18 protein-coding genes are annotated in these 21,388 nt (G+C 47.0%); 9 read left to right on the top strand and 9 right to left on the bottom strand.

Annotated features, from left to right (window positions below; genetic code table 11):
• Positions 1–4 precede the first annotated feature (4 nt).
• From sfsA to panC, 7 genes are all read left to right on the top strand, one after another.
• Positions 5–718 (top strand): DNA/RNA nuclease SfsA, encoded by a 714-nt coding sequence (gene sfsA / locus HCZ42_RS02010; RefSeq protein ID WP_167419114.1) that lies wholly within the window; start codon positions 5–7, stop codon positions 716–718.
• Between the two features lie 139 nt (positions 719–857).
• A complete protein-coding gene (gene dksA / locus HCZ42_RS02015; RefSeq protein WP_053408698.1) occupies positions 858–1,304 on the top strand; it encodes an RNA polymerase-binding protein DksA in 447 nt (148 codons plus the stop codon).
• 72 nt (positions 1,305–1,376) lie between these two features.
• On the top strand, positions 1,377–2,267 hold the full coding sequence (gene gluQRS / locus HCZ42_RS02020) for a tRNA glutamyl-Q(34) synthetase GluQRS (protein ID WP_167419115.1): 891 nt from the start codon (positions 1,377–1,379) through the stop codon (positions 2,265–2,267).
• 85 nt (positions 2,268–2,352) lie between these two features.
• Complete coding sequence (gene pcnB / locus HCZ42_RS02025; protein WP_167419116.1) at positions 2,353–3,720, top strand: polynucleotide adenylyltransferase PcnB; 1,368 nt, start codon at positions 2,353–2,355, stop codon at positions 3,718–3,720.
• Positions 3,717–4,202, top strand: a complete 486-nt coding sequence (folK, locus tag HCZ42_RS02030) for a 2-amino-4-hydroxy-6-hydroxymethyldihydropteridine diphosphokinase (protein ID WP_167419117.1) — start codon at positions 3,717–3,719, stop codon at positions 4,200–4,202. The genes pcnB and folK overlap by 4 nt, the downstream gene beginning before the upstream one ends.
• A 23-nt stretch (positions 4,203–4,225) precedes the next feature.
• On the top strand, positions 4,226–5,020 hold the full coding sequence (gene panB / locus HCZ42_RS02035) for a 3-methyl-2-oxobutanoate hydroxymethyltransferase (RefSeq protein ID WP_167419118.1): 795 nt from the start codon (positions 4,226–4,228) through the stop codon (positions 5,018–5,020).
• 13 nt (positions 5,021–5,033) lie between these two features.
• Positions 5,034–5,936 carry a pantoate--beta-alanine ligase gene (gene panC / locus HCZ42_RS02040; protein ID WP_167419119.1) on the top strand — a complete coding sequence of 301 codons (903 nt, stop codon included), beginning with the start codon at positions 5,034–5,036 and terminating at the stop codon, positions 5,934–5,936.
• Between the two features lie 55 nt (positions 5,937–5,991).
• Here panC and HCZ42_RS02045 read toward each other — a convergent pair whose 3' ends face one another.
• The 3 genes from HCZ42_RS02045 to HCZ42_RS02055 form a co-directional block, all read right to left on the bottom strand.
• A complete protein-coding gene (locus tag HCZ42_RS02045) occupies positions 5,992–6,762 on the bottom strand; it encodes an ABC transporter permease (RefSeq protein ID WP_053408704.1) in 771 nt (256 codons plus the stop codon).
• The gene (locus HCZ42_RS02050) at positions 6,763–7,677 is read right to left on the bottom strand and encodes an ABC transporter ATP-binding protein (RefSeq protein WP_167419120.1); all 915 of its coding nucleotides are present in this window, start codon (positions 7,675–7,677) and stop codon (positions 6,763–6,765) included. It lies immediately after the preceding gene.
• Positions 7,678–7,870: 193 nt separating this feature from the next.
• On the bottom strand, positions 7,871–9,541 hold the full coding sequence (locus HCZ42_RS02055) for a SulP family inorganic anion transporter (protein WP_167419121.1): 1,671 nt from the start codon (positions 9,539–9,541) through the stop codon (positions 7,871–7,873).
• Between the two features lie 282 nt (positions 9,542–9,823).
• On the opposite strand from HCZ42_RS02055, the gene can reads away from it, so the two are divergent.
• On the top strand, positions 9,824–10,492 hold the full coding sequence (gene can / locus HCZ42_RS02060) for a carbonate dehydratase (RefSeq protein ID WP_167419122.1): 669 nt from the start codon (positions 9,824–9,826) through the stop codon (positions 10,490–10,492).
• 49 nt (positions 10,493–10,541) lie between these two features.
• Here the strand turns inward: can and hpt are convergent, their stop codons facing one another.
• Positions 10,542–11,072, bottom strand: a complete 531-nt coding sequence (gene hpt / locus HCZ42_RS02065; protein ID WP_167419123.1) for a hypoxanthine phosphoribosyltransferase — start codon at positions 11,070–11,072, stop codon at positions 10,542–10,544.
• A gap of 297 nt (positions 11,073–11,369) precedes the next feature.
• On the opposite strand from hpt, the gene HCZ42_RS02070 reads away from it, so the two are divergent.
• The gene (locus HCZ42_RS02070) at positions 11,370–11,984 is read left to right on the top strand and encodes a LuxR/HapR/OpaR family quorum-sensing transcriptional regulator (RefSeq protein ID WP_167419124.1); all 615 of its coding nucleotides are present in this window, start codon (positions 11,370–11,372) and stop codon (positions 11,982–11,984) included.
• A gap of 143 nt (positions 11,985–12,127) precedes the next feature.
• On the opposite strand, the gene lpdA is transcribed toward HCZ42_RS02070, so the two are convergent.
• The 5 genes from lpdA to recJ form a co-directional block, all read right to left on the bottom strand.
• Complete coding sequence (lpdA, locus tag HCZ42_RS02075) at positions 12,128–13,558, bottom strand: dihydrolipoyl dehydrogenase (protein WP_167419125.1); 1,431 nt, start codon at positions 13,556–13,558, stop codon at positions 12,128–12,130.
• 268 nt (positions 13,559–13,826) lie between these two features.
• Positions 13,827–15,713: a pyruvate dehydrogenase complex dihydrolipoyllysine-residue acetyltransferase gene (gene aceF, locus HCZ42_RS02080; RefSeq protein ID WP_167419126.1), complete on the bottom strand. Its 1,887-nt coding sequence runs from the start codon at positions 15,711–15,713 to the stop codon at positions 13,827–13,829.
• Positions 15,714–15,732: 19 nt separating this feature from the next.
• A complete protein-coding gene (gene aceE / locus HCZ42_RS02085) occupies positions 15,733–18,393 on the bottom strand; it encodes a pyruvate dehydrogenase (acetyl-transferring), homodimeric type (protein WP_167419127.1) in 2,661 nt (886 codons plus the stop codon).
• 49 nt (positions 18,394–18,442) lie between these two features.
• Positions 18,443–19,210, bottom strand: coding sequence for a pyruvate dehydrogenase complex transcriptional repressor PdhR (gene pdhR, locus HCZ42_RS02090; protein ID WP_167419128.1), 768 nt, complete (start codon positions 19,208–19,210; stop codon positions 18,443–18,445).
• A 426-nt stretch (positions 19,211–19,636) separates the two neighbouring features.
• Complete coding sequence (gene recJ, locus HCZ42_RS02095) at positions 19,637–21,376, bottom strand: single-stranded-DNA-specific exonuclease RecJ (RefSeq protein WP_167419129.1); 1,740 nt, start codon at positions 21,374–21,376, stop codon at positions 19,637–19,639.
• Positions 21,377–21,388: the final 12 nt, after the last annotated feature.

Genomic DNA, 21,388 nt, shown 5'->3' on the forward strand with positions numbered 1-21,388 from the left:
TTAAATGAAGTTTGAACCTAGATTAGAAACCGCTACGCTTGTTAAACGCTATAAACGCTTTTTGGCTGACATTATTTTGCCAGACGGTAGTGAACGCACCATTCACTGCGCTAATACCGGGGCGATGACTGGGTGTGCCGACGCGGGGAATACCGTGTGGTACTCCACCTCAGACAATCCAAAGCGAAAGTATCCAAACAGCTGGGAACTGAGTGAAACCGCTGCTGGTCATAAAATCTGCGTAAATACCGCACGAGCGAACCAACTTGCGGTTGAAGCGATAGAGTCAGGCGTGATTACAGAGTTGCAAGGATATGATCAACTTCAAACAGAAGTTAAATATGGCAGTGAAAATAGTCGGATTGATATCTTGCTCAACTCAAAAAGCCGACCAAACTGTTATATAGAAGTTAAAAGCGTCACCCTTTTGGATGATCACGTCGAGGGACAGGGATATTTCCCCGACGCTGTGACGACTCGTGGACAAAAGCACCTACGGGAACTCTCAGAAGTGAGACAAAATGGTGACAGAGCCGTACTTTTATTCACTGTTTTACACTCGGGCATTGAAAAAGTATCTGCCGCGCACCATATAGACGCGAAATATTCACAATTATTGAAAACGGCACAGGAACAAGGGGTGGAAGTGCTCTGCTACAAAGCAGAACTTTCCAACACTGAAATGAGGCTGGTGAACGCGATAGAATTTATCGGTTAACGATAAAAGTGATGTCGTCTTCACATTGACAACAAGTTTACAATTCAGAGTTTGCCTCGATTAGTTCTTTTTGCTATAGATACCCGCCTTAAAATTAACTGCTGAGTGCAGTTGACTAGGTGTTAGTAGGAGATGCTGCATGCCAGAATCAAAGAAAAAAGCGCTAGGCATCCTAGCCATTGCAGGGGTTGAGCCATATCAGGAAAAACCAGGTGAAGAGTACATGTCACCTGAGCAAATGGCTCATTTTACAAAAATTTTGACAGCTTGGCGTAACCAGCTCAGGGAAGAAGTCGAACGTACTGTTCACCACATGCAGGACGAAGCAGCAAATTTCCCAGATCCAGTTGACCGTGCTTCGCAGGAAGAAGAATTTAGCCTTGAACTTCGTAACCGTGACCGTGAACGTCGCCTAATCAAGAAGATCGAGAAAACCCTAGATAAAATCGAAGACGACGATTTCGGCTTCTGTGAATCTTGTGGTATCGAAATTGGTATTCGCCGTCTAGAGGCGCGTCCTACTGCTGACCTTTGTATCGACTGTAAAACGCTTGCAGAGATCAAAGAGAAACAGATGCAAGGTTAATCACCAGGTTGACTGTATTGAGAAAGGGAGCTTTGGCTCCCTTTTTGGTTTAAAGAAAAACACGAAATTGTTATGAGTTACATTGGTCGCTTTGCCCCATCTCCTTCAGGTCCGCTTCATTTTGGCTCTTTAGTCGCCGCGCTAGGCAGCTACTTTCAAGCCAAAGCGAACAACGGCAAGTGGTTGGTACGCATTGAAGACTTAGACCCGCCACGCGAGATGCCAGGCGCGTCATCCTTGATCCTTGACACTTTGGAAGCGTATCAACTGCATTGGGATGGCGAAGTGGTCTACCAAAGCCAGCGTCACGACTTGTACCAAGGGCAGATTGACGCGTGGTTGGCATCCGGTCAGGCGTATTACTGTCAATGTACTCGTAAGCAGATTAAAGCCAGCGGTGGCTTCTATACCGGCACCTGTCGTGATTTAGGTCTGAACGACAGTGAACATTGTGCGATTCGATTGAAGATGACTCACCCGGTGTATCACTTTGATGACTGCAAACATGGCCAACTCAGCATTCCCAAAGCGCTGGCAGATGAAGATTTCATTATAAAACGCAGAGATGGGTTATATGCGTACAACCTTGCGGTAGTATTGGACGATATCGACCAAGGCATCACCGAAGTAGTGCGTGGCGCAGACCTTATTGAGCCAACAGGCCGTCAGATAAGCTTATATAACATGCTCGGGCAAACGCCTGTCAGCTATCTGCACTTGCCACTGGCACTCGATAACAACGGACACAAGTTGTCCAAACAGAATCACGCCCCGGCGATCGATAACTCGAATCCAAAACCTGCATTACTGGACGCGATGCGCTTCCTTGGTTTTGAAATTAGTACCGATATCGAGCAATCAGATATTTCAGAAATCATCGCTTGGGGAGTAAAAACATGGCAGATAAAGCAACTATCAGACTCGATCGAAATCACACCGCGATTCTCAAACAGCTCTCTGTAAGCTATTATTAGCCGCAAATTCGCCCTAATAGGCACAAATTAGCCTGAAGCAAGGTTGGTTTTCACCATATTATTGCCAGAAGCACATGAATAAAAACGACTATACACCAAGCGAAACAAACAGTTATCCAGAGCTCGCTCTGAATGTCATAACTCGCCAAGAGCATAATATCTCTCGCAAGCAAATCAGCGATAATGCATTGAAGGTGCTATACAGACTTCATGGTGCAGGCTTTGACGCATACCTCGTCGGCGGCGGGGTACGTGACCTGCTCCTTGGTCAGCAGCCGAAAGACTTCGATATTGCGACCAATGCCACCCCAGAGCAAATTCGTCAGCTGTTTAAAAACTGCCGCCTGATCGGCCGCCGTTTCCGTCTCGCTCACATCATGTTTGGCCGCGACATTATCGAAGTGGCGACCTTCCGTGGTCACCACCAAGAGCCGAGCAAAAACGTCGCTCAGCAATCCAAAGAAGGCATGCTGCTACGCGACAATGTTTACGGCAGTATCGATGAAGATGCCGAGCGTCGTGACTTCACTGTCAACTCGATGTACTACAGCATTGCTGACTACTCCATCCACGACTACGCGCGCGGCATGGAAGACCTAGACGACAAATTGGTACGTTTAATTGGTGACCCAGAAACACGTTACCGCGAAGACCCAGTGCGTATGTTGCGTGCGATTCGTTTTGCGGTGAAACTCGACTTCGATATCGAAGAAGACACCGCCGCGCCAATCGAAGAGATGGCGACGTTGCTGCGAGATATTCCACCAGCGCGTCTCTACGAAGAGTCTTTGAAAATGCTGCAATCAGGTCACGGCCTAGAAACCTACCACCTGATGCGCGAATACAACTTGTTCCAGCAGTTGTTCCCGACTATCTCTGAGTTCTTTACCGAAGATTACTCGTCGCCCACCGAACAGATGTTAGATCTGGTGCTGGATGCGACCGACCAGCGTATTGAAGAAGGCAAGCGCATCAACCCCGCGTTTATGTTTGCGGCGATGCTTTGGTACCCACTGCAAGCGAAAGCCGAGTGGTTGATGGAAAAACGCGACCTGTCGTACTACGACGCGATTATGGAAGCGAGTAACCACGTACTAGATGAACAAGTCCGTACTATCGCGATTCCGCGTCGTCACACCGCGACAATTCGTGAAATCTGGCAGCTGCAGCTGCGTATGCCTCGTCGTAATGGCAAACGTGCGTTCCGCTTAATGGAGCTCAACAAGTTCCGTGCGGGCTATGATTTCCTCGAAATGCGCGGCGAAATCGAAGGTGGCGAGACAGCCGCACTTGCGAAATGGTGGAACACATTCCAATCAGCAGGGCGCAACATGCGTCAAGCGATGGTAGCGGATGTTGATGGCGGCTCTCCGAGCTCCGGTGCACCGAAAAAACGTCGTCGTAAGAACTTCCGTAAAAATAAACCTAAGGCGACATCATGATCACGGTATTTATTGCGGTAGGGAGTAACCTTGCCGATCCCGTTGGTCAGGCGCAAAATGCGATCCAAGCACTGAGCAAACTGCCGAAATCGGAATTAGTAAAGAGCTCGAGCCTTTACAGCAGCACGCCAATGGGACCGCAAGACCAACCGGATTACATTAACGCCGTGGTCGAAATCAAAACAGAATTAACGCCACTTGAACTGCTCGACTGCACCCAAGCGATCGAGTTAGAGCAAGGGCGCGTCCGTAAAGAAGAACGCTGGGGCCCAAGAACCTTAGATCTCGATATCATTCTTTACGGCAATGAGGTGATCGATTCCGAGCGTCTTATCGTTCCCCACTATGGAATGAAAGAGCGTGAATTTGTGCTCTACCCGCTCGCGGAAATCGCACCAAATTTAACCCTCCCATGCGGGAGCAGGCTAGAAGACTTGTTAACCGTCGTAGATAAGAATGGCCTGAATATTTGGCAATCATAGCCAACTCCTTAAAAGGAAAAATCATGAAAAAAATTACCATAAACGACCTAATGAAATGGAAGCAGGAAGGTCGTAAATTTGCTACTTCTACCGCTTATGATGCGAGTTTTGCCCAGCTGTTTGAGAGCCAGGAAATGCCGGTTCTTTTAGTCGGAGACTCTTTAGGCATGGTTCTACAAGGAACCCGTGACACATTACCTGTCACTGTAGAAGACATTGCTTACCATACACGCTGTGTTCGAGCAGGTAGCCCAAACTGTTTGCTAATGGCTGACATGCCATTTATGAGCTATGCGACTCCAGAGCAAGCTTGTGAAAACGCCGCTCAGCTTATGCGTGCTGGCGCAAACATGGTAAAAATTGAAGGTGGCGACTGGTTAGTCGACACAGTAAAAATGCTGACAGAGCGCGCAGTCCCTGTTTGTGCTCACCTAGGCCTAACACCGCAATCGGTAAACATTTTCGGCGGCTTCAAAGTTCAAGGCCGCGAGCAAGATAAAGCAGACCGTATGGTTCGTGACGCTCTGGCACTACAAGAAGCTGGCGCGCAAATCGTTTTGCTGGAGTGTGTTCCGCAAGAACTCGCGGCGCGCATTACCGAAGTGTGTGACGTACCGGTCATCGGAATCGGCGCAGGCAACGTCACCGACGGTCAAATTCTCGTGATGCACGATATGTTCGGCATCTCAGCTAACTATATGCCTAAGTTCTCAAAAGATTTCCTAGCGGAAACTGGTGATATGCGCAAAGCTGTTGCTAAGTATAAAGCGGATGTCGAAAGCGGCGCTTTCCCAGACGAATCCCATACTATTGCCTGAGGAGCTAGTTATCATGCAGACTTTTGCTGACATTGCCGCGCTTCGCGAGCAAATAAAACAGTACAAGCGTGATGGTCGTAAGATCGCTTTTGTACCGACGATGGGGAACCTACACGAAGGTCACCTGACGCTGGTACGTAAAGCACGCGAGCACGCCGATATCGTTGTGGTAAGCATCTTTGTGAACCCAATGCAGTTTGACCGCGCTGACGATCTCAATAACTACCCACGCACGTTGGAAGATGATCTGGCGAAGTTAAGCGGCGAAGCGGTTGAGCTCGTGTTTACCCCGACACCAGAAATCATGTATCCGGAAGGTTTGGACAAACAGACTTACGTTGAAGTGCCAGTGCTATCAAGTATCTTGGAAGGCGCGTCTCGTCCAGGTCACTTCCGTGGTGTCTCTACGATTGTCACTAAGCTGTTTAACATCGTTCAACCAGACGTGGCTTGCTTCGGTGAGAAAGACTTCCAACAGCTGGCGATTATTCGCAAGATGACAGCGGACCTAGCGATGGATATCGACATCATTGGTGTTCCGACCGTGCGTGAAATGGACGGTTTGGCAATGAGCTCTCGCAATGGTCTACTGACTCTGGACCAGCGCCAACGCGCACCTGTATTAGCTCGCACTATGCGATGGATCAGCAGCGCAATGCGCGGCGGTCGTGATGATTATGATTCAATCATTGAAGATGCAAGCGACCAGCTAAGAGCGGCAGGCTTACATCCAGATGAGATCTTTATCCGTGATGCACGTACCCTGCAAGCGATTACCACAGAGACAACTCAAGCGGTGATCCTAATGTCTGCTTTCTTGGGTAAAGCTCGTCTGATCGACAATCAAGTGGTTGAAATGACCGTTGAATCGAAAGATGAAGACAGCAGCTCAGCCGGCACTGAAGACAGCGAATAAGTCTGAGAGACAAAAAAGGGTTGGCCGATGCCAACCCTTTTTCATTCTGTCGCGCTTATGAACGAAGACCAATCCCGCGAGTAACCAAGTAGTGCGCTATCGCGTAAAGAGCGATAACAAACACACCTAGCACGCCAAATGAGGTTACGATACCCACATCGGAAACCCCCAAAAAGCCGTAACGGAACGCGTTCACCATGTACACGATCGGGTTTATTTTCGACACCCCCTGCCAGAATTCAGGCAACAAGCTAATCGAGTAAAACACCCCACCGAGATAGGTCAACGGCGTCAAAACGAACGTCGGAATAATCGAGATATCATCAAACGTTTTAGCGTAAACCGCGTTAATAAGACCGCCGAGAGCGAACACTACCGATGTCATAAAGACCGTCGCCACTATGATTCCCCAGTGCTCCACCTGCAAGTCGACAAACAGCAATGACACACAAGTAACGATCGCACCAACTAGCAGACCACGTGTCACACCACCCATCACGTAACCGGCAATGATCACGTAATTTGGCACCGGCGCCACCAGCAATTCTTCAATATTTTTCTGCAGCTTAGCGCTGAAAAACGACGAAGCCACATTCGAGTACGAGTTGGTGATCACCGACATCATGATAAGTCCAGGAACAATATATTCCATGTAGCTGAAACCGTTCATTTCACCAATTCGCGAACCAATCAGATTACCGAAAATGATGAAATAGAGCGTCATAGTGATCGCTGGCGGAACTAAGGTCTGCACCCAGATACGGGTAAAGCGAGTGACCTCTTTATTTAATAGGCTACAAAATGCAGTCCAATACAAACGGTACATCTACTTGCTCCCCTCTCTGACAATACTGACGAACAACTCTTCTAAACGGTTGGCTTTGTTGCGCATCGACAGGACTCTAATGCCCTGCTCGCTAAGTTGAGCAAAAATGTCGTTTAAACCTTTGGTCTTCTCGATTTCGATCTCCAGCGATCCTGAATTCATTTTCTGCGCAACCACACCTTCTAAAGTTGGTTCCGGCGAACCATCCTCTAGGTCGAGGATAAAGGTTTCGACTTGCAGCTTACTGAGCAGATTCTTCATCGTGGTGTTTTCAATCAACTCACCCTTGTTGATGATGCCGATGTTGCGACACAGCATTTCGGCTTCTTCTAGGTAGTGAGTCGTGAGGATAATAGTTATCCCCTGCTGGTTGATCTCTTTGAGGAATTGCCACATTGAGCGACGCAGTTCGATATCGACCCCCGCGGTTGGCTCATCGAGGATCAGCAACTGTGGCTCATGCATCAAAGCGCGTGCGATCATCAATCGACGTTTCATACCGCCAGATAGATTTCTTGAACGTTCGCTACGTTTTTCCCAAAGATCGAGCTTTTTAAGATACTTTTCTGCTCTTTGCTTCGCTAAAGACTTAGGTACACCGTAGTAACCCGCTTGCTGCAACACGATCTGTTCGACCGTTTCAAACTGGTTAAAGTTAAATTCTTGTGGCACGAGACCCAGATTTTGCTTAGCCAATTCCAGCTCTTTATCGATATCATGACCGAAGACGGTCACCTTACCTGAGGTTTTGTTAACCAACGAGGAAATCACGCCGATCGTTGTCGATTTACCCGCGCCGTTCGGGCCTAACAAAGCGTAGAAATCGCCTTTTTCAACGTTTAGGCTCACCCCTTTTAGCGCTTCAAAACCGCCGGCATAAGTTTTGCGGAGCTGTTCAATTTCCAGTGCGTACATACTCTTTCTTATTGTGCTGAGTCGTGAATGGCGATTAGTCTATCGTTAGGCAAAGTTGATTACAATTAAACCTTTCTATTTTTTTAGAAATATTGATATTTAGATTGTTGAACGGTTCAATATCAATATAAATCGCGGATAGTAAAACGCCTCAGCAAAGCCGAGGCGCAATAGTAAAGCAAGCAGGAAAAGATTAAACCGCTTGGTACTGGTGTTCGTCACTATCCACGTGTTTAATCGCGGCTTTTAGCGCTTCGTACCTGAACTTATATACGTTGTCGCTCGGAACAAGGTCGACAACGTGGAATTTTTCTAGTTGCTGACGAGTGTTTTCGTTTGGACACAGTAAGTAGACCTGACAGTTTGCGTCCAGCGCGTCTTTGATCGCGTTCTCTAGCGCCAGACCAACCGTAACGTCAATCATAGGCACGTCGGTCAAATCGAGAATCATCACTTCGTAATCCGAGATACTGGTGTGTTGGCGAGAGATCGCTTTCGACACACTAAAAATCATCGGCCCTGAGAGGTAGAAGAACAGTACCTTACTTCTTGCTCTGTCGAGTAACGCCCTTTCGCTGTCGGTCAGTGGTACATCGTCGTCATCGGCATCACTGATAGCTTTGACTTGACGCGCCTGTTCACGGCTAAGACGCTCAATCACGATAACGTTGGAGATAAATACCCCAAGGCCGACCGCAACGATCAAGTCAACAAACACCGTCAGCAGCATTACGCCATACATAATCACCATGCCTTGTACGCTGACTTTGTGGGCTCTCTGAATAAAGCTCCAATCCAGAATGTTGAAACCAACATACACAGCAATACCCGCCAGCACCGCCATTGGGATAGGTTCAGTCAAACCGCCTGCTACCAGTACCACCAACGCTAGCACCAGTGCGCGAATTACCCCAGACAACGGCGAACGCGCGCCAACCTGAATATTGGTCACCGTTCCCATGGTTGCCCCAGCACCAGGTAAAGCACCAAACAGACCAGAAATCATGTTCGCTAAACCTTGACCTCGTAATTCTTTGTCGGAGTCATGTTCTTTACGCGTCAGAGAGTCACCAATAACCGCAGTCAAAAGCGTATCGATACATCCCAACGTACCGAGTACCAAGGCATCAATCACCATCTCAGTAAACATTTCCGCGTTAATATGCGGTACAACCAAGCTTGGCAAGCCCGCCGGGATCTCACCAATACGGCGAATAGACTCCGAATCAAACAGGATTACCGACAGCAGCGTCACCGCGACCAACGCGACCAACTGAGCTGGAACATACTTGCGATACTGTTGAGGGAAGAAGAACAGGATGCCCAGTGTCAGCGCACCAAGAAATAGCTCGCTGAACTTCATGTTGGCCACGGTATCCGGCAACGCAGTCAGAGTACCAACCACGCCTCCCGCAGGTGCGGCATGGCCCAGTAGTGGCGATAGCTGCAAGATAATCAAGATAACGCCAATCCCCGACATAAAGCCGGAGATCACGCTATATGGCATCAACGTGATGTATTTTCCGAGCTTAAGCGTACCAATCAATATCTGGAATGCCCCCGCCATCATCACTACGGTAAACGTCATCGCCATGCCACTTTCCGGGTACTTCGCTACCATACTGGTTAGTACCGCGGTCATGATCACCGTCATAGGACCTGTTGGCTCAGAAATAAGGGTATTAGAACCGCCAAACAGTGAGGCAAATAAACCCACCATTATCGCGCCCCATAAACCCGCTTCAGCTCCTGCCCCTGAAGCAACACCAAATGCTAGTGCAAGCGGCAAAGAGATAATTGCGGTAGTAACACCACCAAACATATCCCCTTTGAGATTGATATCATCAAAACGACTTCCGAACACAACTCAACTCCACAATAGAACTCACCAAATTGACGCGATATACGCCGAAATGCATTGAATTACAGGTATAAACCGAATTTTAACAAACATTACCTAACTGAGATAACTATTAACGGTTAACGATCGGTTATCCGTTATAACAGTTAGTTAGGATGTCTACTAAGTTTATGTTTTTTAGCCCTTGAACTAGTCAGATGAGTACTAGTTAGCCCATTTATTGCGAGAACGAAATTGTAACATTGTGTATAGTGAGACAAGTATTTTTTAAGGATTACTAACAAGATGCCGGAAATTAAACAGCTATTTGAAAATAACTCTAAGTGGTCTGAGTCGATCAAAGCTGAACGACCTGAATATTTTGCTAAGTTGGAACAAGGTCAAAACCCAGGTTTTCTATGGATCGGGTGTTCAGATAGTCGCGTACCGGCGGAGCGTCTGACGGGTCTTTACTCTGGTGAATTGTTCGTCCACCGCAATGTCGCGAACCAAGTAATTCATACCGACTTAAACTGTTTGTCTGTAGTGCAATACGCGGTTGACGTACTCAAAGTGAAACACATTATTGTGTGTGGCCATTACGGCTGTGGAGGCGTTAACGCTGCGATCGACAATCCACAGCTAGGCTTGATCAACAACTGGTTGTTGCACATTCGTGACCTGTACTTTAAGCACCGCAGCTACTTAGATCAAATGCCTTTGGCGGATCGCGCAGATAAGCTAGGTGAGCTAAACGTTGCAGAACAGATCTATAACCTAGGCAACTCAACAATTATGCAAAATGCGTGGGAGCGTGGCCAAGATGTAGATCTGCACGGTGTGGTCTATGGTATCGGCGATGGCAAACTGGAATATTTGGGCGTACGTTCTAACTCTCGCGAAAGCCTAGATACCTCTTACCAAAAAGCGATGGAAGAGATCTTAAACCCAGAGCACAAACTCCTCTGTCGTTAAGTACCGCACATTAGCAAAAACGCCCACATGATGTGGGCGTTTTTGTATCTTATTCCTGAGGAACAACTTTACCGATAAACGGTAGGTGGCGGTATTTTTGTGCGTAGTCGATACCCACACCAACCACAAACTCATCAGGGATTGAGAAACCAATCCAATCAACTGGAACTTCTACTTCACGACGTGAAGGCTTATCAAGCAAAGTACAAATCGCGATAGACTTTGGCTCACGTAGCGACAAGATTTCACGAATCTTGTTCAACGTATTACCGGTGTCGATGATGTCCTCAACGATCACTACATCCATTCCTTTGATATCATCATCAAGGTCTTTCAGGATACGAACGTCGCGCGAGCTTTCCATAGTATTGCCGTAGCTAGAAGCAGTCATGAAATCGATTTTATGAGTCAGTTCGATATTACGTGCTAAGTCTGCTAAAAATACAAATGAACCGCGCAACAGGCCTACCAGAACTAAATCTTCACTGCCTTCGTATCGAGCAGTAATTTGCTTACCAAGTTCACGTACACGTTCCTGAACCTCTTGCTCAGAAATCATTACTTCTACTGTATGTTTCATACTAATCTCGTTTATCGCGTTTAACCCAGTACCTACAGTGTAGATACTGGTTGATGGTTTTGAGCGCGTAGTTTAACACTGCATAAGAACAAGGAAAAAGTCTCAACCCTCAGAAATTCGGCAACGACAACTTAAACCATATGACATACCACACGTATATTAACAATTATGGTTATAAAGTAACCTGAAAACATTGACCTTCCGCATATGCACCATTACACTCATTATGCTTTTAAGCAAATAATAAAATACTAAATAGGGCAAAGCCCAACCAACTCACTTGGCAAGGAAATTGAAATGGACTCTATAGCTAAAAGGCCTCGTACGCGCCTGTCTCCTCAAAAGAGAAAACAACAACTGATGGAAATCTCATTAGAAGTGTTTGCTCGCCGAGGTATCGGTCGTGGTGGTCATGCGGATATCGCTGAAATTGCTCAAGTTTCAGTCGCAACAGTATTTAACTACTTCCCAACTCGCGAAGATTTGGTTGATGACGTACTTAACTACGTAGTTCGCCAATTTTCTAACTTTCTTTCAGACAACATCGATCTCGATCTACACGCAAAAGAGAACCTCGCTAACCTAACATCGGCGATGGTTGAGCTTGTGGTGAATGACTGTCATTGGTTGAAAGTATGGTTTGAGTGGAGTGCGTCAACTCGTGATGAAGTTTGGCCGCTGTTTGTTACAACCAACCGTACGAATCAGTTGTTAGTACAGAACATGTTCATCAAAGCGATTGAGCGTGGCGAAGTGTGCGACCAACATAATCCTGCGGATTTGGCAACGTTGTTCCACGGCATCTGCTACTCACTGTTCGTACAAGCTAACCGTATCAAGAACCCTGATGCTCTAGCGACTCTGACTCAGAGCTACCTAGATATGCTATGCATCTACAAACGTGATCACTAAGATCAAGCTATAACGCACACAAGGCTGATGGTAAACATCGGCCTTTTTTATTGCCTGAATATATCTAAACCTATCAAACTGACCGTGCCGATATAAAAAAACCGCTGAACTTGTCAGCGGTTTTCTTCAAGCTTTAAGAAAAATTACTTTTTCTTCTTAACTGCTTTTTTGTTTGGAAGATCAGTGATAGAGCCTTCAAATACTTCAGCAGCTAGACCAACAGACTCGTGAAGAGTTGGGTGAGCGTGGATAGTCAGAGCGATATCTTCTGCATCACAACCCATCTCGATCGCAAGACCGATTTCGCCAAGAAGTTCACCACCGTTAGTACCAACGATAGCACCACCGATTACACGATGAGTTTCTTTGTCGAAGATTAGCTTAGTCATACCATCTGCACAGTCAGATGCGATTGCACGACCTGATGCTGCCCATGGGAATGTTGCCACTTCGTACTTGATGCCTTCTTCTTTCGCTTCTTTTTCAGTCTTACCAACCCAAGCCACTTCTGGCTCAGTGTACGCAATTGAAGGGATAACTTTAGGGTCGAAGTAGTGCTTCTTACCAGAGATAACTTCAGCCGCTACGTGACCTTCATGCACACCTTTGTGAGCAAGCATTGGTTGACCAACGATATCACCGATCGCGAAGATGTGAGGAACGTTAGTACGCATTTGCTTATCAACGTTGATGAAGCCACGCTCGTCAATTTCTAGACCCGCTTTTTCACCGTCGATCAGTTTGCCGTTTGGTACACGACCGATAGCAACTAGAACAGCATCGTAGCGCTCTGCTTCAGCAGGTGCTTTCTTGCCTTCCATTGAAACGTAGATACCGTCTTCTTTCGCTTCAACTGCTGTTACTTTCGTTTCTAGCATTAGCTTGAACTTGTCTTTGATACGCTTGGTGTAAACCTTAACGATATCTTTGTCTGCTGCAGGAATTACCTGGTCAAACATCTCAACAACTTCAACTTTAGAACCTAGAGAGTGGTAAACCGTACCCATTTCTAGACCGATGATACCACCACCCATGATAAGCAGTTTTTCTGGCACTTCTTTCAGTTCAAGAGCGTCAGTAGAGTCCCAAATACGTGGGTCTTCATGCGGGATAAATGGCAGTTTGATTGGACGAGAACCAGCGGCAACGATCGCGTTGTCGAAGTTAACCACCGTTGACTCGCCTTCACCTTCCACAAGGATAGAGTTAGGGCCAGTAAACTTACCGTAACCGTTAACCACTGTTACGTTACGCATCTTAGCCATGCCGCCAAGACCGCCAGTCAGTTGGTTAACCACTTTCTCTTTCCAGATACGGATCTTGTTGATGTCTGTTTGCGGTTCGCCGAATACAACGCCGTGCTCAGCCATCGCTTTCGCTTCTTCAATAACTTTAGAAACGTGTAGAAGTGCTTTTGATGGGATACAACCCACGTTCAGACATACACCACCTAGAGTGCTGTAACGTTCAACAAGTACAGTTTCAAGACCTAAGTCTGCACAACGGAAGGCAGCGGAGTAACCAGCAGGACCAGAACCAAGTACAACAACTTGGGCTTTAATTTCTTTGCTCATTTTGACCTCTTGTAGTCATTATCCCTAACAGGCTGAGTGGGTATCGATTTTATATGTTTAAGAGTTATTCGTTTTAAACAGTTATTTTCAGACCGCCAACAGTTTACAGAGATGTTAATGGTGTGAAAAGTAAATCAATTTAGCCTGTGAGCTAGACAACAATTCGATTGTGAAAACCCTGAACTAAGCAAGGCTGATAACCAAATTGTCCGGTAATTATTATTAGCAGAGGCGGCTAAATTGCCGCCTCTCATTCATCTAACTTCTATTAAAGAACCAGACGACGAATGTCAGATAGGCATGCGTTTAGGTAAGTGATGAAGCGCGCACCTTCAGCACCATCGATCACACGGTGGTCGTATGATAGAGACAGTGGAAGTTGTAGACGCGGTTCGAACTCTTTACCGTTCCATACAGGTTTCATCTCTGACTTAGACACACCTAGGATACCAACTTCTGGCGCATTTACGATTGGAGTAAACGCCGTACCGCCGATGCCGCCAAGGCTAGAGATAGTGAAACAGCCACCTTGCATGTCAGCCGCAGTTAGCTTGCCTGCACGTGCTTTCTTAGAAACAGCCATTAGCTCTTCAGATAGCTCGTAGATGCCTTTCTTGTTCACGTCTTTAAATACAGGAACAACCAGACCGTTTGGCGTATCTACCGCGATACCGATGTTCACGTATTTCTTCAGAATTAGGCTCTCACCGTCTTCTGATAGAGAAGAGTTGAACGCTGGGAACGCTTCAAGTGCTTTAGCTGCCGCTTTCATGATGAACACGAGTGGAGTGATCTTCATGCCAGTGTCTTTCTTCGCTTCAATCGCGTTTTGCTCTTTACGGAATGCTTCAAGAGCCGTGATGTCTGCGTTATCCCACTGTGTAACGTGCGGGATCATTACCCAGTTACGGTGTAGGTTAGCACCAGAGATCTTCTTAATGCGAGATAGCGGTTGAACTTCTGTTTCACCGAACTTGCTGAAGTCCACTTTTGGCCATGGTAGTAGACCAAGCGCTGCACCGTCGCCTTTGCCAGATGCTGCTGCACCAGACTCAAGACGCTTAAGCGCTTCTTTCACGTAGTTCTGAACGTCTTCTTTCAGGATACGGCTCTTACGACCGCTGCCTTTAACCTTAGAAAGGTTTACGCCGAACTCACGAGCTAGACGACGAACAACTGGAGACGCGTGAGCGTACTCATCGTTCTCTTTGAAATCGCCAGTCGCTGCTGGAGCTGCTGCCGCTGGAGCTTCTGCTTTAGGAGCCGGAGCTGCTGGTGCTGCTGCTTGAGCTGGAGCCGCTGCAGGAGCTGGAGCTGCGCCCGCTACTTCGAATACCATGATTAGTGAGCCAGTAGACACTTTGTCGCCAGCTGCAATCTTGATTTCTTTAACTGTACCAGCAAATGGTGCAGGAACTTCCATAGAAGCTTTGTCGCCTTCTACAGTGATTAGAGATTGCTCTTCTTCCACTGTGTCGCCAACAGCAACCATGATTTCAGTAACTTCTACTTCGTCGCCACCGATATCTGGAACGTTAACTTCTTTTGCCGCAGACGCTGCTGGAGCTGCCGCCGCTGGTGCTTCTACTGCCGCAGGAGCTGCTGGAGCGCCTGAGCCTGCCGTTTCGAATACCATGATTAGAGAGCCAGTCGATACTTTATCGCCTGCTGCTACTTTGATCTCTTTTAGAGTACCCGCAAATGGTGCAGGAACTTCCATAGAAGCTTTGTCACCTTCTACAGTGATCAGAGATTGCTCTTCTTCGATGCTGTCGCCGATTGCCACCATGATTTCAGTAACTTCAACTTCGTCACCACCGATGTCTGGTACGTGAACTTCTTTCAGTTCTGCCGCTGCTGCTGGAGCTGGAGCCGCTGCTGGAGCCGCTTCTGCCGCAGGAGCAGGTGCAGCGTCAGCTGCACCCTCGGCTTCGAAAATCATGATTAGAGAACCAGTAGAAACCTTGTCGCCTTCTGCAACTTTGATTTCTTTAACGATACCCGCTTGAGAAGCTGGAACTTCCATAGAAGCTTTATCGCCTTCAACAGTGATCAGAGACTGTTCTTCTTCAACCTTGTCGCCAACGCTTACAAGAATCTCAGTAACTTCAACCTCATCCGCACCGATGTCTGGTACATTAATTTCGATTGCCATTTCTTATCTACCTTCTTAATTAAGCGTATAGCGGGTTTGTTTTTTCAGTGTCGATGTCGAATTTCTTGATTGCTTCCGCAACTACAGATTTCTCAACTTCGCCACGTTTCGCTAGTTCAGTTAGCGCTGCTACTACTACGTAACCTGCGTTCACTTCGAAGTGACGACGTAGGTTTTCACGGCTGTCTGAGCGACCGAAGCCGTCAGTACCAAGAACTTTGAAAGACTCAGCAGGAATGAATGCACGAACCTGCTCTGCGTAGTTCTTCATGTAGTCAGTTGCTGCGATAGCTGGTTCAGTACCCATTACTGTTTGGATGTAAGGTACTTTCGCTTCCGCTTCTGGGTGAAGCATGTTGAAACGCTCTGCATCTTGGCCGTCGCGAGTTAGTTCGTTGAATGACGTTACAGAGTAAACATCAGAAGCAACACCGTACTCATCGCTTAGGATTTGAGCTGCTTTACGTACTTCGTTCATGATAGTACCTGAGCTCATTAGCTGAACTTTACCTTTAGAACCAGTGTAAGTTTCTAGCTTGTAGATACCTTTACGGATGCCTTCTTCAGCGCCTTCTGGCATTGCTGGCATTGCATAGTTCTCGTTCATGAGCGTTAGGTAGTAGAACACGTTCTCTTGATCACCGTACATGCGACGGATACCGTCTTGCATGATTACCGCTACTTCGTAAGCGAATGTTGGATCGTAAGAGATACAGTTAGGAACTGTACCCGCCATGATGTGCGAGTGGCCATCTTCGTGCTGTAGACCTTCACCGTTCAGCGTTGTACGACCAGCGGTTGCACCTAGTAGGAAACCACGTGCTTGTTGGTCGCCCGCCATCCACGCCATGTCGCCAACACGTTGGAAGCCGAACATTGAGTAGTAGATGTAGAACGGGATCATTGGTAGGTCGTTTGTCGAGTATGAAGTCGCAGCTGCAACCCATGAAGACATAGCACCTAACTCGTTGATACCTTCTTGTAGAACCTGACCTGATGTTGCTTCTTTGTAGTAAGAAACGATGTCGCGGTCTTGAGGTGTGTAGTTCTGGCCGTGCGGGTTGTAAATACCGATTTGACGGAACAGACCTTCCATACCGAATGTACGTGCTTCGTCCGCAATGATAGGAACAATGTTCTTACCAATGTTCTTGTTCTTAAGTAGAACGTTCAATGCACGTACGAATGCCATAGTAGAAGAAATATCACGTTTCTGTTCTTCTAGTAGTGGCTTGAATTCTTCTAGCTCAGGAACCACTAGTTCTTGAGTGAAGTTTGGTAGACGCTGTGGCGTGTAACCGTGTAGCGCTTTACGACGAGCGTGTAGGTATTCGTACTCTTTTGAACCTTCTTCAAGTTTCAGGTACGGAAGTTCTTTCACAGCTTCGTCAGTTAGGATGTCTTGTAGACCTAGACGATCACGTAGGTGTAGTACGTGAGTCATATCCATCTTCTTAACTTGGTGCGCGATGTTCTTACCTTCAGCCGCTTCACCCATGCCGTAACCTTTAACAGTCTTAGCTAGGATAACCGTTGGACGGCCTTTCGTTTCTGCCGCGTTTTTGTAAGCAGCGTAAAGCTTAGAAGACTCGTGACCACCACGCTTAAGTGCGAAGATTTCGTCGTCAGTCATGTCAGCAACGAGTGCAGCAGTTTCTGGGTACTTACCGAAGAAGTGCTCACGCACGTATGCGCCATCTTTCGCTTTGAACGTTTGGTAATCGCCATCGATTGTTTCGTTCATAAGCTGTAGAAGCTTACCAGTGGTGTCTTTAGCTAGTAGAGAATCCCAGTTGTTACCCCAGATTACTTTCACTACGTTCCAGCCAGCACCTTTGAATAGACCTTCAAGTTCTTGAATGATCTTACCGTTACCCATTACAGGGCCATCTAGACGCTGAAGGTTACAGTTAATTAGGAAACATAGGTTGTCTAGCTTCTCACGCGCAGCGAAAGAGATAGCACCACGTGATTCTGGCTCATCCATCTCACCGTCACCTAGGAACGCGTATACGCGCTGCTCAGAAGTATCTTTCATGCCGCGGCCTTCAAGGTACTTAAGGAAACGAGCTTGGTAGATCGCAGAGATCGGACCTAGACCCATAGATACGGTTGGGAACTGCCAGAATTCAGGCATTAGTTTAGGGTGCGGGTATGATGGGATACCTTTACCATCTACTTCTTGACGGAAGTTGTCTAGCTGCTCTTCAGTTAGACGACCTTCAACGAATGCGCGAGCGTAGATACCTGGTGAAATGTGACCTTGGTAGTAAACTAGGTCGCCACCATCCTTCTCGTTTGGAGCACGGAAGAAATGGTTGAAACATGTTTCGTAGAATGCAGCAGAAGACTGGAAAGACGCCATGTGGCCGCCTAGTTCTAGGTCTTTCTTCGATGCACGTAGAACGATCATGATTGCGTTCCAGCGAATGATGGAACGAATACGACGCTCAAGTGTTGTGTCACCTGGGTAAGCTGGTTCTTGATCTGCTGGAATCGTGTTGATGTAGTTCGTGGTGATACCAGTTGGCATGTCAACACCGTCTAGACGTGCTTTATCTAGAACTTGCTCAAGTAGGAACTGAGCACGCTCTACGCCTTCTTCACGTACAACTGACTCAAGTGCTTGTAGCCATTCTTGAGTTTCCAGTGCATCTACGTCATGCTTCATATCAGACATGGCGATCTATCCTTCTGTTGGTTGGATCTATAAAACTAGCAAATCGTCGTTATGAGTCATTGCCCTGTTGCATTCGACGTAAAGAGCGTTCACGACGAGACTCTTCTCTGGTCAAATCCAACAATGTTTCTTCAATATAAGCTAAATGTGAGTGAGACATCTCGCGCGCCTTTTCTGGCTGACCTGAGACGATCGCATCCACGATATTAGCTCGGTGTTTACTTACTTTTTCGACCGCTTCAGGGCGGCGACGTAACAATTTAAAATTCTGCAGAATATTTTGCTCAAGCAAAGGCGCTAAACTACGAACAATGTGCAGCAGTACTACGTTGTGAGCCGCTTCGGTCAAGGCAATTAAAAACTGCATGACTTCCGCAGATTCTGCTTCCACGTCGTTGTTTGATTGTTCTTTGCCGATTCGTTCAAGGCTAGCTTGAATACGTGCAAAATCTTCTTCGGTACCACGAACGGCTGCAAAGTAAGCGGCAATACCTTCCATCGCATGACGCGTTTCCAGTAAATCCAGCTGAGTTTCAGAGTGGCTAGACAATAAATTTAGCAGAGGATCTGAAAAACTTTTCCAGATGTTCTCGCTAACAAAAGTGCCACCACCCTGACGACGAGTAAGAAGACGCTTGGCTTCAAGGCGTTGAATCGCCTCACGGATAGATGGACGAGACACGTCAAACTGTTTTGCCAGCTCGCGCTCTGGTGGCAATTGCTGCCCCGGAGCCAGTGTTCCTTCCACAATCAGCCTTTCTAACTCTTGTTCAATCACATCAGAAAGTTTTGGCTGACGAATCCTTTGATAAGCCATATTTATTGTTCTTCTACTCTTTGCAGTCAATTGGTAATACCAATTTTATGTTGGCGAGGAAATTAACATAATTAAAACGCAAGTTCCAGCCAAAAGTTGACCTAAATCATAGAACAGGTCACGGTTAAACACTTTGATAACAATAGTCGATTAAAACACCAATAAAATTGGTCTGACCAATTACAAAATATAAACAGATGGGAAGAAAATGTGCCAGTCCTCACATTGTAACGGGTTAGTTTTAAAGAAAGATGAAGAAAAACGAACGGAAGTGATGAATTAAAAAAATAGATAAAGGCTCAATCATCACGGAAAATGGCGATAAAAAAGCCACTCTTAACAAAAAGTAAATATTAGTTTGCAAAATACACTTCTGCCAGTTTCTCTCACTGGCAGAGGTGTAGATCGATAGGATGTCGTGAAGTGCTAGTTCGCTTCGATGTGGTCAATCATCAGCTGTAACGATTGGTTGCCACGAAACTCGTTGATATCAAGCTTGTAAGCCAAACGAACGGTTTTGACTGAAGCATCCGGCCAGCGGCGCAAATCAACGTTAAATGCGATGCCATCAATCATGATATTGGTCGGATGCCCTTTGTGCAGCGGTTCCAGCATCAGCTTCAGGTGCTTCTCGCCCACCAGTTTTTGATGCAACACTTTAAACTCACCGTCAAACAATGGTTCGGGAAACGCTTGTCCCCATGGGCCACCAGAACGTAGCAGCTCTGCGGTATGCATACTGAACTCTTCCGGCTTAAGTTCGCCATCCGATACGATCACGCCTTTGAGCACCGCTTCATCGAGTTCATTCTTAACCGCTTCATCAAACAGTGTGGCAAAGCGTTCAAAATCTTTTTCTAAAATCGTCAAACCTGCCGCCATCGCGTGGCCACCAAATTTCACAATCAAACCAGGATTCTGTGTATCAATACGATCTAAGGTATCGCGCATATGTAAACCGGGAATTGAGCGACAAGAGCCTTTAATACTCCCTTCTCCGCCATCAGCAAACGCGATCACAGGGCGGTGGAATTTATCTTTAACTCTTGATGCAAGAATACCGATAACCCCTTGATGCCAATCTCGTTGGAACAGGACTAACCCGTGCGGTAGTTTGCTGTTTTCACCAAACTGAAGCCGCTCACAAAAAGCCATCGCTTCTTGCTTCATTCCTTCTTCGATTTCTTTACGTGTTTGGTTTAAACCATCCAGCTCACTCGCCATACGGCGCGCAGCGTGGATGTTGTTACTCATCAGCAGTTCAACGCCAAACGACATATCATCCAGTCGGCCCGCCGCATTGATGCGAGGTCCTAACGCAAAACCAAAATCTGAGGCAACGATACGCCTTGCGTCGCGCTTAGCGACTTCGATCAATGCTTGAATCCCCGGACGAGCTTTACCAGCACGAATACGCTGAAGTCCTTGATGAACTAAGATTCGGTTGTTTTCATCCAGAGGCACAACATCTGCGACAGTACCAAGAGCGACTAGATCCACCAGCTCCATCAGTTTTGGCTCCGCCATACCTTGTTGCTCAAACCAGCCGTTCTTTCGCATATGAACACACAGCGCCATCATCAGATAAAACGCCACCCCAACACCAGCCAGCGCTTTAGACGGGAATGCGCACTCTTGCAAGTTTGGGTTTACCATAGCGTCAACATCTGGCAACTCATGGCCCGGTAAATGGTGGTCGGTGACCAGTACCTTCAACCCTTGTTGCTTGGCATAACGAACGCCTTCAATCGAAGAAACGCCGTTATCTACCGTCATGATCACTTCCGCGCCAATTTCAATCGCTTGATCGACCACTTCCGGGCTCAACCCATAGCCGTCTTCAAAACGGTTCGGTACTAAGTAATCGACGTTATGAGAACCTAGCATCCTCAGAGCAAGGACCGACAAAGCGGAACTGGTCGCGCCATCGGCATCAAAGTCGCCGACAACAATAATGCGTTTGTTGTGCTGAATCGCCTCAAACAACAATTGCACGGCATCGTTAATGCCATGCATTTTTTGGTACGAATGCAGCGAGCGCACCGCCGTTTGCAGCTGCTCAAGGGATGTGACGCCACGATTGATGTAAATGCGCTTAAGAATCGGCGCAATCGAATCTGGCAGAAGGGATAAATCGGGTTCTGGTCGACGCTGAATTTCTATCATAGATATAAGCAG

The sequence above is a fragment of the Vibrio hepatarius genome (assembly GCF_011806575.1).
Taxonomy (GTDB): domain Bacteria; phylum Pseudomonadota; class Gammaproteobacteria; order Enterobacterales; family Vibrionaceae; genus Vibrio; species Vibrio hepatarius_A.